Annotated in this window: 12 protein-coding genes and 2 pseudogenes; 2 read left to right on the forward strand and 12 right to left on the reverse strand. The window is 68.6% G+C overall.

Annotated elements, in window-relative coordinates; genetic code table 11:
• Nucleotides 1-157: 157 nt before the first annotated feature.
• From ACIRU3_RS46185 to ACIRU3_RS46210, 6 genes and pseudogenes are all read right to left on the reverse strand, one after another.
• Nucleotides 158-680 (reverse strand): annotated as a pseudogene (locus ACIRU3_RS46185) (IS5 family transposase); the annotation flags it as partial.
• 130 nt (nucleotides 681-810) lie between these two features.
• Nucleotides 811-1,032: a helix-turn-helix domain-containing protein gene (locus ACIRU3_RS46190; protein ID WP_404070240.1), complete on the reverse strand. Its 222-nt coding sequence runs from the start codon at nucleotides 1,030-1,032 to the stop codon at nucleotides 811-813.
• The gene (locus ACIRU3_RS46195) at nucleotides 1,032-1,523 is read right to left on the reverse strand and encodes a DUF2975 domain-containing protein (RefSeq protein ID WP_404070242.1); all 492 of its coding nucleotides are present in this window, start codon (nucleotides 1,521-1,523) and stop codon (nucleotides 1,032-1,034) included. Before ACIRU3_RS46195 ends, ACIRU3_RS46190 begins: the two co-directional genes overlap by 1 nt.
• Nucleotides 1,524-1,930: 407 nt before the next feature.
• Entirely contained in the window at nucleotides 1,931-3,046 is a 1,116-nt protein-coding gene (locus tag ACIRU3_RS46200; protein ID WP_404070244.1) for an FAD-dependent oxidoreductase, read from the reverse strand.
• A 25-nt stretch (nucleotides 3,047-3,071) separates the two neighbouring features.
• Nucleotides 3,072-3,701 (reverse strand): annotated as a pseudogene (locus ACIRU3_RS46205) (DEAD/DEAH box helicase); the annotation flags it as partial.
• 59 nt (nucleotides 3,702-3,760) lie between these two features.
• Nucleotides 3,761-4,735 carry a Clp protease N-terminal domain-containing protein gene (locus ACIRU3_RS46210; RefSeq protein WP_404070246.1) on the reverse strand — a complete coding sequence of 325 codons (975 nt, stop codon included), beginning with the start codon at nucleotides 4,733-4,735 and terminating at the stop codon, nucleotides 3,761-3,763.
• A gap of 68 nt (nucleotides 4,736-4,803) precedes the next feature.
• Here ACIRU3_RS46210 and ACIRU3_RS46215 point away from each other — a divergent pair, with 68 nt between their 5' ends.
• Nucleotides 4,804-5,163, forward strand: a complete 360-nt coding sequence (locus ACIRU3_RS46215; RefSeq protein ID WP_404070248.1) for an excisionase — start codon at nucleotides 4,804-4,806, stop codon at nucleotides 5,161-5,163.
• A 128-nt stretch (nucleotides 5,164-5,291) separates the two neighbouring features.
• Nucleotides 5,292-5,474 carry a hypothetical protein gene (locus ACIRU3_RS46220; RefSeq protein WP_404070250.1) on the forward strand — a complete coding sequence of 61 codons (183 nt, stop codon included), beginning with the start codon at nucleotides 5,292-5,294 and terminating at the stop codon, nucleotides 5,472-5,474.
• A 256-nt stretch (nucleotides 5,475-5,730) separates the two neighbouring features.
• Here the strand turns inward: ACIRU3_RS46220 and ACIRU3_RS46225 are convergent, their stop codons facing one another.
• The 6 genes from ACIRU3_RS46225 to vph form a co-directional block, all read right to left on the reverse strand.
• Complete coding sequence (locus tag ACIRU3_RS46225; RefSeq protein WP_404070252.1) at nucleotides 5,731-6,381, reverse strand: carbonic anhydrase; 651 nt, start codon at nucleotides 6,379-6,381, stop codon at nucleotides 5,731-5,733.
• Between the two features lie 263 nt (nucleotides 6,382-6,644).
• The gene (locus ACIRU3_RS46230; protein ID WP_404070254.1) at nucleotides 6,645-7,493 is read right to left on the reverse strand and encodes a hypothetical protein; all 849 of its coding nucleotides are present in this window, start codon (nucleotides 7,491-7,493) and stop codon (nucleotides 6,645-6,647) included.
• A gap of 100 nt (nucleotides 7,494-7,593) precedes the next feature.
• Entirely contained in the window at nucleotides 7,594-8,685 is a 1,092-nt protein-coding gene (locus tag ACIRU3_RS46235; RefSeq protein ID WP_404070256.1) for a glutamate--cysteine ligase, read from the reverse strand.
• A gap of 346 nt (nucleotides 8,686-9,031) precedes the next feature.
• Complete coding sequence (locus tag ACIRU3_RS46240) at nucleotides 9,032-10,912, reverse strand: ABC transporter ATP-binding protein/permease (protein ID WP_404070258.1); 1,881 nt, start codon at nucleotides 10,910-10,912, stop codon at nucleotides 9,032-9,034.
• Nucleotides 10,913-11,491: 579 nt separating this feature from the next.
• The gene (locus tag ACIRU3_RS46245) at nucleotides 11,492-11,842 is read right to left on the reverse strand and encodes a hypothetical protein (protein WP_404070260.1); all 351 of its coding nucleotides are present in this window, start codon (nucleotides 11,840-11,842) and stop codon (nucleotides 11,492-11,494) included.
• A gap of 336 nt (nucleotides 11,843-12,178) precedes the next feature.
• Nucleotides 12,179-13,042: a viomycin phosphotransferase gene (gene vph / locus ACIRU3_RS46250; protein WP_404070262.1), complete on the reverse strand. Its 864-nt coding sequence runs from the start codon at nucleotides 13,040-13,042 to the stop codon at nucleotides 12,179-12,181.
• Nucleotides 13,043-13,237 lie beyond the last annotated feature (195 nt).

Raw genomic sequence — 13,237 nt, forward strand, 5'->3', positions numbered from 1 at the left:
TTCCCACGGCTTCGGCCGAGCCACCCCGCACCCCCAAATCATCGAGCTCGGAGTGATCCAACCACCTCGAAGATCATTTCGTTAGGGGTTCTTAAGCAGGCACTGCAAGTGATTTTCGCGGCTTGCGGACCTGGTCGCGGTAGACGTTGTGGTCTTAGCCACGGTCGGCGAACGGCAAGTCTGGCGTACGGCGGGGATGGCCGACATGGCCGCGGACCGGTGGGATCGCGTCGAGCAACGGCAGCAGTTGGGTAGCGTCGTTGGGGTTGCCGCCGCTCAGCAGGACCGTGAGCGGGGTGCCGTGGCCGTCGGTGATCTGGTGGTGCTTCGAGCCGGCCCGTGCCGATCGACCGGCGTCGGGCCTGTGCGGCTCTCCCCCTTCTTTTGGGCTCTGATGTGGGAGGAGTCGACCACACAGGGGGACCGGTCCAGCCGCGAGGCCGCGTTCAGTCCGGCAAGCAGGCCTGGTGTAGCCGCTGCCAGACACCGGCCTCGTTCCAGTCCCGCAGCCGCCGCCAGCAGGTCATGTCCGAGCCGAAGCCCATTTCCTTCGGAAGGCGCCCTCACCGGATCCCGGTGCACGGCACGTGGATGCCGCACAGTGCTTCTTGGTCCGGCAAGGGCTTGCGGCCCGGATGCCGAATGCGGAGCTTGCGCTGCGGCAACAACGGTTCCAGGCGTTGTCAGCGCTCATCCGCACAATCCACTGCCAGGGATTCGGCGTAGTCGCGTGACGCCCGTTTCATGATCATTTGAGTCCGGGGAGGGCGAGCGGTCGGCTGGCGTCGCAGGCGCCCGCCCCGGGGCTCGTCATCCGCTCGCGGCCTCCTCGGCCTCCCAGCGCAGCAGGTCGCCCGGCTGGCACTTGAGCACCTCACAGAGTGCCGCGAGCGTCGCGAAGCGCACCGCTTTGGCGCGGCCGTTCTTGAGTACCGCCAGGTTGGCGGGCGTGATCCCTACGCGGTCCGCGAGCTCGCCCACGGACATTTTCCGCTTGGCCAGCATCACGTCGATGTCGACGGAGATCGGCATCAGATCACCTCGTCCAGCTCGGCCTGCATCTGTGCCGCTTCGACGTCGCGCGCGACGGCCTGGGCGAGCAGCATCCGCAGCACGAGCACGATGAGCGCGACCCCCAGGATGGCCAGGCCAACCCCGCCCATGATGACGGTGACGCCCGGGTCGTCCCGCTGGCCCGGCGCATTGAGGATCGTGACCGCGAACCACAGGAGGGCAGCTGTCACGATCGCGCCGATCACGATGTCCACGTACCGGAAGGCATCGTGGGAGAACACGGTTCCGCGTCGCACCATCGTCACCAGCCGCCATACGCTGACCAGGGCGGCCTGGGCCGACACCATGCCCAGGATCGTGATCACGCGCAGCGGGGTCAGCGGGAGCGACCCGTCCTCCGGGTCGCTCCCGCTGACCAACACCCACACCATCCCTGCCTGTACGAACACGGTGCCGGCGAGCACCACCACGAGCACGGCGCGCAGCGCACGTACGGTCAGCTTTCCCACGGCCCATCCTTCCATCGAGTTGCGATGGGAATCTATCGAAAATCGATAGACTAGGCAAGGGCTGCGACGGACAGTGGGCGGCGGTTTCCTCCGCGGCGGAACGCTGACCCCTCCATGGCGCGGCGGTTGTGCGAACCGTCTTGATCTTGCCGAAGTCGGCCTCACGGGAGCGCAGATCGGACGCGACTCCTGCTGTGTGACCACTCGCGGCCCCCTCGCTCAGGCGGACGGTACCGCCCCGGAGGTATCCAGCCTCTTCGGTGCATGAGCACGTGTCAGGACACAGACCACCCCGCCCCGCCGGGTCTTCTCTCGGCCGCCCCTGAAGGAAGCAGCCCGTCCGCGGCCCTGATCACGCCGTAGCAGATCCGGAGAGTGGCCTGTTTCCGGGAGCACGGCCCCTCCATTCAGCCAGGTCGGAAGAAGGCGAGCATTCTCTGGCCGGCGTCGGGCGACGTCATGATGTCCTGGACGTGCGCGGACTGCCGGCCGGCAGCGCTGGTCCGTTCGAACATCTCGCGTTCGTATTCTTTGACGGCGGCGGGAAAGTCGTCCGGGTGCGTGGCCAGCGCGAGGCCGAGCAGGGCCCCGTCGAGCAGCGCCATGTTGGCGCCCTGCCCCACCGGCGGCATCAGGTGCGCGGCATCGCCGAGCAACGTCACGTCTGGCGTCGACGGCCAGGTCAGCCCGACCGGGAGAGTGGTGATCGACCGCGGCAGGACCGTGTCGTCGCAGGCTGCGATCAGTGCGATGAACCGTGGGTCCCAGCCGGTGAACAGGTCGATCAGCCGCCCCCGGGCTTCGGCTGGGTCGCCGAACGGGATCCCATTGGCCGGGAACCAGTCCTCGGCAGTGTTGTAGAAGCTGAGGTAGACGCGTACGCGGCCGTCGCCGTTCCGCTGCGCCGACAGGGATTGTCCGTTGCCGAGCACCCAGTAGTTTCCGCGCCCAACCATCGCCGCGAGGTCGGGGTGGGTGCGGTCGATGTCGGGAATGCCGAGCTCAACGACGCTTTGGCCGGTGTGTGCCGGTCTGGCGTCGGTGAGCAGCGCGCGGACCCGGGAGTCCGCGCCGTCGGCGCCGACCAGCAGGTCGTACGGCGCACTGCTGCCGTCGGTGAAGTGCAGCAGGCCATTGTCGGCGGACTCGAACGCGTGCCCCCAGCGCACCATGTGTTCGGGGAGAGAGTCCAGCACCAGGTTGCGCAGATCGGCACGGTCGACCTCAGGTCGCTCGAGCGGCGCGTCGTCGGGCGTATCCTCCTGCAGCAGCAGGGTGCCGTCCGGCTCAAGAAGTCGCAGGTCCTGGCCTTCACGACGGGCAATCGCGTGGAACTGGTCGATCAGGCCGGCCTCGCGCATCGCCCGCTGCCCGGTCCCGGAGTGCAGATCGAGCATGCCGCCCTGACCGCGCGCGCCGCGCGACGATTCCCGTTCGTACACGACGGCATCGATGCCGTTCACATGCAGCACACGGGCAAGGGCCAAGCCGCCCAGTCCGGCTCCGACGATGGTGATGGTCATGGTTGCCTCCGATTCGCCGTATTGCCTGCTCGCGGGAGATCGACCCGTGGTGCACGCGGGCCACCACCGGCGGGCCGCCGAACGCCATCCCGGACTCGCCGATCGCCTCGGCAGGGAGCCAGGTCAGCCGGCCGGCCATGGCGGGCTCGGTGATCAGTTCGTTCACCCGGGCGGTGAGCCGTTCGACAAGCCTGCGGGAGTTGGCGAACACGATCGTCGACCGGTGTTCTCCGGCGTGGAAGGTGCTCATCTCCTCGACCGGCTGGACCATCACGGACAGGCCGATCCGCTGTGCTCATGTGCCAGGCCGCGTGTCCGGCCGGGCAAGGGACAGGGCCAGATGCGCACGGCGCTTGGTGCCGGCCACCGCGTGCACCTCGTCCACGATCATCGTGCGCACCCCTCGTCGGTGATTCGCGCGCGGTGGAACTGAGCAGCAGGAACAGTGACTCCTGGGTCTCCCGGGTGGTGACCGGGATGTCCGGCGGGTGCGGCGTAACACCCTGCGCTCGGTGGCGGGAGTGTCGCCGGTGCGGAGCCCGGCCGGCGGCGCCCGCAGTTTGCGCTCGACGTCCACCGCCAGAGCCTTCAGTGGGGAGACATACGGGAACCGGCACCGTGCCGGCGAGAACGACGTCGGCGCATCGTCGCTCAGCATGCACCCGTCCTCGTCCGTACCGCCGCCGACGGGTTCCGGTCCGCTGATCAGCCGATTCACCGGCGGAGCCGGGGCGCGAGCACCGTGCGCACGGCCTTGGCCACGTTGCTCGCGGCGGATCCGTCCTCGTCTTCGGATTCCGGTTCCAGCATGTGCTGGATCTGCAGCAGCAGCTGGTTGGCCGACCGCCAGAGCGGGACGAACATGCCGGCGACCGGCCCGACGCCCTGGATCGGGCCGCCTGACAGCTCGGTCACCTTCTTGGCGACCGTGACCGTTGTCGGGTCCCGCAGGATCAGGTGCACCTCGTCGTCGACCAGCCGGATTTCCATCTTGCGAGCGGCGGCCTCCTCCGGATTCGCGTCCGTGGTCGTCTCCGGATCCAGTTCGTCGATCTTGGCGGCGACCGCGGCCGGGTCGACCCCGAGTTCGCGCAGCACTCTGGCCGCCATGCTGTTCTCCGCCTGCAGCATCGCCTCAAGCAGGTGATGGCTGCCGACCGGTGCGCCACCGGCCAGAGCGCTGGCGGTGGACACGGTGTCGTCGGTGGCAGGTGTGCCGGTCGGCCATGGGCCGGCCGTGACGTCCTGCGATCCCTCCAGTGAGGCCAGCACCGCGGCACGGATCTTGCTGATCGGCTTGATCCGCTCGGCAAGCACCTTCGCGCCGACGCCCTGACCGTCCCCTGCGACCAGGGCGAGCAGGATGTGTTCCGTGCCGATGTAGGTGTGGTGCAGCTGCTGCGCCTCGCGCAGGGCGAGGTCCAGCGTCTTCTTCGCGCTCGACGCGAACGGGATGTGGCCGCTCAGCTCCGCTGTGCCGGGCTTGGCCACCGCGGCGATGTCGACCTGCGCCGTCTGCTTGTCGTACCCGAGCTGGTGCAGAACTTTCGCCGCCATGCTGTCCGGCGCGTCGAGCAGCCCCAACAGGATGTGCTCCGTGCCGATGTGGTTGTGCTTGAGCAGCCTCGCCTCCTCCTGAGCCGTGACGACCACCTTGCGGGCTTTCACCGTGAACCGTTCGAATGACATGCTTCTATGGTCTCAACCATGTCAATACACTGTTATTGATAGGGTCACCCTGCTGAAGGGAGGGTGTGATGGAGACACCGTCGGACTGGGAGGGCCGGCTCGCGCGCTGGCAGAATGAGCTGGAACTGTTCGAGCAGCTGGACGAGACACCCTGGGTCACGCTGGCCAAGGCGGAAACCGAGACCGGCGTTTCCCGCTCGGCCCTGAGGTCCTGGTACCGCAATGGCGAGATCCAGTCCCGGCTGGTGGACGGCCCGAACGGGCCGCAGCGCCTGGTCCAGCTGGACGCGGTGATCGAGCGCGCCGCCGCGTCACCGCGCATCCAACGCAGGGCGGAACGGGAGGTCGGCCTGGAAGCACAGGTCACCCTGCTGCGGCACCGGGTCGACCAGCTTGAGCTGCGGCTGGCCGCGCTGGAGCGGAAGTGAGCGGCGCGGCCAGCACCGTGCCATCGGCCCGGAACGGTGCCACTGTCACCGGATCCGCCTGCTCATCCACGACCAGGGTGTACGGCCGCTCCTGTGGCGCCCAGCAGGGGAACGGGCCGGCACCGGGCTTGGAGTGGTCGGCCGGCACCACCGCGGTCCGCTCCTGGGGCGGCAACGGTTCCGGCCGGCTGGGCAACGGCACCGCCACCGACAGCAGCACCCCGGTGACCACACGCATGGCACCGACCGGCGTCGACAAGATCGCCGCACTCGTGGGCGACGACGCCAGCCTCGCCAACCAAGAGCAGTGACCCTCCGGTTCAGGCGGTCCGACCGCATCCCGAGAGGATGCCACGGCCATGAGGCCAGGGAACTCTGCCATCGACTTGAGACGGCGCAAGAGCCGCTGGTCGGACGGGACGGGACGGTCTGGGCCAAGGACCGCGGGATCGCATGACCAACCTACGGGCGGCCAAAGCTCCGCATGGTGGGCGCGGGGCTCATGTCGGTGACGTCTTGAGCCTCCGGAGGCGGTCGGCTCCGCGCAGTACCGCCTTGTGGACCCGTCTACAGGCGGACCGGGATCTCCGGTCCCTCCTGGTCGTCCAGGCCGCGGGCGGTGACCAGACGGGCGGTGCCGTCGGCCAGCCGGTAGGACAGGCCCACGACGGCGGCGGTGCCCGCGGTGACGGCAGCGGCCACGACACGGGAGCGGTCGATCAACAGGTCGACGGTGTGCTGTATGTGGGTGTCGATGAATTCGGCGTCCTCCGTGTGCCCGGCGGCGCGGGCCGCCAGGACGCTCGGGGTCACGCGCTCGATCACGTCGCGCACGTACCCGGAGGCCGTGGTGCCGTCCTGGACGGCGGCCCGGGCGGCCGCGACGGCCCCGCAGGAATCGTGTCCGAGGACCACAACGAGCGGGCTGCCCAGAACGCTGACGCCGTATTCGATGCTGCCGAGCACCTCCGGACCCATGACATGGCCGGCGGTGCGGACCACGAACAGATCGCCCAGACCGCGATCGAAGATGATCTCCGCGGCGAGACGGGAGTCGGAGCAGCCGAACAGCACCGCGAACGGGCTCTGGCCGGGCGCGACCTCGGTGCGACGTACGGCGTCCTGGTTCGGGTGCTCGGGCGTGCCGGCGGTGAAGCGCCGATTGCCGGCCAGCAGCGTTTCCAGGGCGGCGGGGACAGTCATTCGATCACCGATCATGGCAGCAGGTTACGGCCCTGCCCGCCCATGCCGCCCGCCCGGGCACCGGAGGAGCCACAGCCGGCACGGTATGGCGGCGCACCAGACACCAGCTCCGGGCATCCTTCCGGTGGGTGACGAACACCATGCGGAGCCGTGCGTGCAGGCGTACGCCGGTGCTGTGTTGCGGACGCCGCTGATCCTGGCCACCAACGACGAGGTCACGAGGGGACGGTCTGCCAGGTGCGCCCGGCCCCACGGTCCCGGGCTCTGCGTCCCGGCGGTCACGGCGCCTGGGTGTCGGCTGCCGGTGGCTCGTTCTCGTCAGCGTCGTCATCGCCTTCGCCTTCGCCATCGTCAACGCCAGCGGCCTTGGCCCGGACGTCCTTAGGAGTGGGCACCGGGATGTTCCGTTGCTCTGCGGACCGCTCCCGGGTCTCTTTGTCGGCCGGGGCAGTGTCGTTCTCTTCAGGAGTGTTCATGGCCCCATCCTCTCCCTGGACGCAGGCGGATTCCGGGACGGACACGGGGGTGGTCGGCTGCCGTCCCCCTGCGTCGGCGGGCCAGAAGGCACATGAGGAGCGGTCCCAGGAGCGGGGCGTAGGTGGCGAGGAAGAAGCCGAGGCGCCAGCCGTGCAGCGTGACGGTGGGGGAGTCATTCGGAGCGGGCTGCCTCGGAGGGTGGTCCCGCACGCGATCTGGACGGCGAGCGTCGTCCACAGGACGGTGAGGACGGTGGCGCAGAGCGCCGCGGGGATCACGGCGGCCTGGTTCGGCACCCGGCGTCCGCGCAGGAGTGGTACCCAGCGGGGGAAGACATCGCCCCATGCGACGATGAGGCCGATGGCGGTGAATGCGAGGAACTCGGAGAAGACTGACAGGAGCGTCACGTACACCGGGTCAGGAAGACCTGCCGTGGAGTCCGCGGCGCCGTGATGCAGGCCCGCACCGGCCACGTTGAACAAGACGGTCGCAATTCGCCAGATGCCGGACGGCAGGACGATGAGCGGAGTGGCGTGGGCGACGATCCGAGCCCAGCGGGTGAGGGCGGCCCGACTGTCGACCAGGCGGTGCGCAGGTCGTTGGACGCCCTGCGTACAAGGGCGAACCGGCACGCGCATGTCGGCGTCCAAGGGCCGCACCGACGCGATCGACGCCCTCGCCCGTGGGGCGCGTGCTCACGTTCAAGGCCTCCGCGACTGCTTGCTTTTGACAGGCCATCACCCCGCGCCGTCACCCCGTCGTCGTAGTGATCAAATGGTCGACGACGCCGATGAGGTTGGTGCTGCGTCGGTAGGTGGCGCGTTGGCGGTCGGCGCCGTTGCCGTCGGCGCGCAGGCGTGACCATCCGGCGCCGACCAGGTCGAGATCACCGAGCTCCCGCAGTGCAGGGCAAATCCATTGCAGTAGCTGCTCGACCCGGGTGGCCACGGGAATCAGGTGGCTGGTGGGAAGGTCGACGCTTGCCCCGGCCAGGCCGTCGCGGGCCGCACGCCAGCAGGCCGCGCGCAGGATCTCCGGCTGAGGACGCGGTGCCGGCTCGCCTGCCTCGACCGCCTTGAGTGCGGTCGCGACCATGGCCCTTACGACGGCCGCGAGCAGGACTGTCTCGTCGGGTGTGGCAGTGGCGTCGGGCACCCGGATCTCCAGGGTCGGTACATGGCAGGAGGGCCTGATGTCCCAGTACAGGCCGCCTCGGTCCATGACGGCGCCCGTCTCGATGACGCCGCCCACGAGGTCCTCGAAATGCGCGGGAGACTCGAAGTACGGTGGCGGCCCGGCGACCGGCCAGCGGGCCATGGCCAGGGTGCGCCAGCTGGCGTACCCGGTGTCTCGTCCGGCCCAGTAGGGCGAGTTGGCCGACAGGGCGATGAGTACCGGGATCCAGGTGCGCAGGTGGTTGCTGACCGCGAGTGCCACAGCGAGGTCGGGTACACCGACGTGGATGTGGCAGGCACAGATTGACTGTTCGTCGTCCAGGGCGCGGAAAGCCTCAAGGCTACGCGCGTACCGTGACCCTTGTGAGACGGCCGCCGGAGACGGCCGGCCGAGGACGGGAGCCCCAGTGGAGACGATGTTCAGACCGTGCTGCCTTGCAGCCGCGGCAACCACGGCGCGCATCGTCCGGATCTGATCGCCGAGATCCTTCATCGTGGTGTGCGGTTCACTGCGGGCCTCGACCTGATAAGAGGTCAGTTCCGGGCCCGCCCGGTCGCCCAGCCCCAGGGTGGAGGCCTGCGCCACCACCTTGTGCGCCTGCGGGCTCACTTCCCGGGTCAGCGGATCGACCAGGAGGTACTCCTCCTCCACTCCTACGGTCAGCAACTCCGGCTCCGCAGCGATAGCACGGCGCAGGTATCGAGGACCGCCCGGGCGCTCTTCCGTCTCCGCATGACTGTCGGGTTGACTGTCTCCACGTGTGCATGCTGTCACGGAACGTAGTCCGCCTGTAGTGGGCGGGAAAGGCATGAACCAGTTGTCGGCCACGGTGAGGAACGCCGAGATGCGCGAGACGACCCGGGGATGGGTTGTCGGAGGCGGCCCCGCAGGAACGAACGCGGCAGCATTCCAGGCCCGGGCGGGCGTTGGTCTGCGTGCACGCACCGGAGCGGAAGGCGGTGTGTCGGCTGGAGGGGGGGCGGGTTGAGGCTCCTGCGGGGCGAATGCCGGGTCATTTTTTCGTCTGGGCGAGTGCCTGGCCGCTGCCGGCGGGGGCCGGTCGCCGGGAAGCGGCCGTCGGCTGGGGGGATTCGGCCATGCTCCAGCGTCCCGCACCGAGCAGTTGAAGGTGGTGGGTGTGCAAGGTGTTCAGCGTGCTGCGATGGCCGACGCTGACCAGCATGCATTCGGGCAGTTCATCGTGTGTGAGGGTGTAGAGCGCGTGCTCGAGGCCCTCGTCGAGGGCGGATGTCGCCTCGTCGAGAAAGGCCAGGCGTGGCCGGCTCAGCAGGATCCGGGCGAAACCGAGGCGCTGCTGCTCGCCCGGAGACAGGATGCGTGACCAGTCCGTCTCGTCGTCGAGCCGGTCCGCCAGATGGCCCAAGTGCACGCTGTGCAGCACCTGAGGCACCTGCTCGTCGTCCATCCGGTGCGCGCGCTGTGGATAGGCCAGCGCGGTGCGCAGCGTGCCCAGGGGGAGGTAAGGCCGCTGAGTCAGAAACAGGGTGTGGCCGTCGGTGGGCCGCCATACGCTGCCCTGGGCGTGCGGCCACAGGTTCGCCAGGCTGCGCAGCAGTGTGGTCTTGCCGCTGCCCGAGGCACCCTTGATCAGCAGTGCCTGGCCCGGGTTCAGGCTCAGGCTCAGCCCGCCGATCAGGGGTCGGCCGTCGGGGCGGCGTACCGTCAGGTCCTCGATCTCCAGCGCGTCGGGATGGTCCGCGGCGGTGAGGGACGGCAATGCGCGTGACTGCTTGTTCGCCTCCAGTAGCCCCGTCAGGCGGTCGAGCGTGGCCCGGTAGGCGGCGAAGGCCTCGTAGGAGTTCCTGAAGAAAGACAGGGATTCCTGCACCGAATCGAAGGCCTGGCCGGTCTGGGTTATGTCACCGAGGGTGATGGCCCCGGCGAAAAGCCGCGGCGCCTGGATGACGAAAGGGAATACCGTCGCGACCTGGGTGGCGGTGTCGTTGACCCCTTGGAGTTTCAGGCTTCGAAAGACGATGGCCCACCGATTCTGGATGACAGCGGCGAACCTCGCTGCCAGCGTCATACGCTCCGCGTCCTCGCCGCGATAGAACGCGATGTCCTCGGAGTTGTCCCGCAGGCGCACCAGGGCATAGCGGAAAGAGGCGCCGAGTCCCTCGCCGAGGAAGTTCAGACGGATCAGCGGGCGGCCAGTCCTGAAGGCGAGCACCGAGGCCACGACCACGTAGAGGTAGACCAGGAACACCATCGCATGCGGGATCTCCCGGCCGACCACGGACAGCGGTCCGGACAGCCCCCACAGGAGCGCGGTGAAGGACACCAGGGACAGAGCGGCGTCGACGGCGCCCATCGCCAGCCAATGCGTCTGGGTGACGAACGAGGCGATGTCTTCCTGAATGCGCTGGTCGGGGTTGTCGACCGGCGCCGTCACGAACCGGCCCCGGTGGTGGGCACTTCCCTTCAACCAGTCGGCGACCATGTGATCGGTGAGCCATACCTGCCACTGGATGACGAACGTTTCGTTGATGAGAGTGCCGAGGAGAGAGATGACGACGACGACCGCCATGAGCACGCCTGCGATGGCGATGGCGTACCAGAACGCCGTGGAGTCCAGTTTCTGCAACGCCGTGATGAAGTCGTTGTTGACAAAAGTGAACAGCAGCGAAAGGCGCACGGCGAGCGCAGTCAGCCACAGCATAAGGGCGAGAGTGAGCAGCGGCCGCCAGCTGACCCAGCTGCGTCCGGGCCTGAAATAGGGAAAACCGATCCGTCGGAATTGCCGCCCCCAATGGGTATAGCGCGCCAGCAGGGCGACGACTACGGTGAAGACGATCACCGTAATAGCGAAGGCCTTCCCCGTCCATATGAGGCTCGTGAGCCATTCATGCGCCCAGTCCAACGATGCGCTCATGAGATTCTCCAGCGGTGGCATTCCATGACGGAAACTTTCTGTTTCGGACCATGCTTTCCCGGCGGGCAATCGACACGCGACCGGCTTGCGGACTCAAATTTGTGTGGAGGTCCCTCCTCAGTACGCCACAGCACGCCATGCGCGCTCATGCCGCGGACTCTCGTTACTCGACATTCTCACGCGATCTTGGTAGCCGATTTCGCGGCCGGTCCGCGCGCTGAGCGCCAGGTTTTTCACCGGCTTCTCAAACCGAATGTCGAGCTCATCGGAAACGACGCCGCAGACGGCGTACCGCGGGCGGTTGCTCCTGGAAGGGCGAGGCAGTCGGCAACCAGCCCTCCGCGGTTGTTCCGCAGGCTCGGTGCGGCACGTTGGTGCTGGTGAACAGGCGGGATGAGCGCATGGGGAGGCCCGTCGTCCCGGGGCGGGAGGAGGCTTGCAGGGTGAAGGCCAGACCGGCCGGGGGCCGCCCGCCCCGCCGGTCGGCGTGCGAGGGATGCTCCGTGCACGCCGTCCAGGCTGCGTGGCTCGTGTGACGTCCACGTCCCGGCCGGAGCGGGCCGGGGAAACGGGCGAGGGCTACGGGAGTAGCCGCCGCCCGCCGTCGACCACCCGGGCCGGGACGCCGCCCTCACCCCGGCACAGCAGGCCGCCACCGTCCACGCTCACAAGCAGGCCGCGATGCCAGAGCTGCTGGCGGGCCGCACGACCGACCCGACGACGTGGATGCGCACACGGGAGAACCTGGACCGGCTGGCCGCCTTCACCCGCGAGGCACACGCCCACCGCCGCGCCATCGAGGACCGGGAGCTTCAGGCCCCGGCCGCCGGCGGCCCGGCCGACCCGCACCGCGAGGAGCACCAGCAGCCCGGCGCCGGGCCGCGCCGGGAGCGCGCCCGTGATGGCCGGCCACCGCACCGTGCTGCGCACCGACGATCTCGTGCACTCTCCCCACACCGCACCGTGTGCACCGGCCCGCGCGCCGACGATGCCGTGCACTCCCGCCCGGCCGCACCGGTGCGCAACGGCGATGTCCGCGCCAGTGCAGGCCACTCCCCGTCGCACCCACCGGGTGGCAGTGCGCGGGGCCGGTGCGGTGGTTCGCACTGGCCACCGGGAGTGGGCCGCACCCGGTGCGCACCCCTTGTCCAGGCTCGCTCCCGTCCGCATCGTCCTTGATCCACGTTCGCCAGTGCTGTGAGCGGGAACGTTCGCCGGGTTGCTGTTGACATGAGGTGCTCGCTGGAGCAGACGTGATGGTGTGCCTCAGCGGTAGTCCGTCAGGCCATCTGCCAGTTCTCCTTCGTCGCCGTCATGGATGGCGTAGAGGGCTTGCTGCAGGGCGAATGTGCCGCTGATCGCGGCAATGCGGGTGGTGAGTCCGTTGTCTGACCACCTGCCCAGGGCGAGCACCCGCTCCAGGAGATGGCGCCCGTTGCCGGCACCGATGGCTGCGAAGTCCTCGGCCGGGTCGCTGAGTTTGACGTCGTCCCAGTCGAGCACTCCGGCGAGGTGCGGCAGGCCCTGTGTCCACTCCCACAGGACGTTTTCGGCACCGAGGTCACCGTGCACCACTGATTGGGTGAGGTAAGGAAGGCTGTCGAGCGCTGCCAGTTCCCGCTCGGCCCGCCGGCGCCCGCTGCTGGACATCAGCGGGAACAACTCGGCGCGCACGCTCTCCGCGAACCGCCGCCACCGGTCCTTTGGCGCCTGAGGCAGAACCGTTCGTACCGTCCCATCGGCGGCGGCCCGGGCCAGCCCGGCCAGCAGCATGGTGTACTGCGCCGCCACGGCGTCGGCCACCTGGGCATCGTCGAGCGCGTCCGCCTCCAGCGGTTCTCCGGGAATGCGGCTCAGTACCAGAAACGGCACTCCGTCGGTGCCGTGGCATCCGCTCTGGAACAGCGGCACAGGTGTGCGGAAGCCGAGGTCGAGCCCGGCGAGTGCGCGTAGTGCGGCAACCCGCTCGGGTAGGCGGGAGGCCGCCGCCTGGGTACGAGGCAGGCACACGACGCGGTCTGAGCCAATGACCATGTAGTGGAATTGCCCCTGCCGTACGGCAAGGTCGTCCGGATTGTCATCAGGCAGTACACGGCTCAGCAGAGCGTGATGCGTTTCCCGGATGTCCACCAGGATGACCTCCGGATCCTTCCAGGTGCGGAAGCGATGCATGCGACAGCCCATCCAACCGCTCCAACCACCAATCCGGCGAATCTATTCGGTCACAGCACTAGTAGGACTCCGTTAGGTCTGTCGATCGGTCCTGTCTGGGGGCATGTTGGAGGTGTGGACGCACACGAAGTGAACCGGGCTCGGGCGAAGTTG

Source organism: Streptomyces sp. NPDC101151, assembly GCF_044768335.1.
Classification (GTDB): Bacteria; Actinomycetota; Actinomycetes; order Streptomycetales; family Streptomycetaceae; genus Streptomyces.

Coding starts and splice junctions, on each gene's coding strand:
- ACIRU3_RS46190 (WP_404070240.1), bottom strand. CDS start 1,032: ATGCCGATCTCCGTCGACATCGACGTGATGCTGGCCAAGCGGAAAATG.
- ACIRU3_RS46200 (WP_404070244.1), bottom strand. CDS start 3,046: ATGACCATCACCATCGTCGGAGCCGGACTGGGCGGCTTGGCCCTTGCC.
- ACIRU3_RS46210 (WP_404070246.1), bottom strand. CDS start 4,735: ATGTCATTCGAACGGTTCACGGTGAAAGCCCGCAAGGTGGTCGTCACG.
- ACIRU3_RS46215 (WP_404070248.1), top strand. CDS start 4,804: ATGGAGACACCGTCGGACTGGGAGGGCCGGCTCGCGCGCTGGCAGAAT.
- ACIRU3_RS46225 (WP_404070252.1), bottom strand. CDS start 6,381: ATGATCGGTGATCGAATGACTGTCCCCGCCGCCCTGGAAACGCTGCTG.
- ACIRU3_RS46240 (WP_404070258.1), bottom strand. CDS start 10,912: ATGAGCGCATCGTTGGACTGGGCGCATGAATGGCTCACGAGCCTCATA.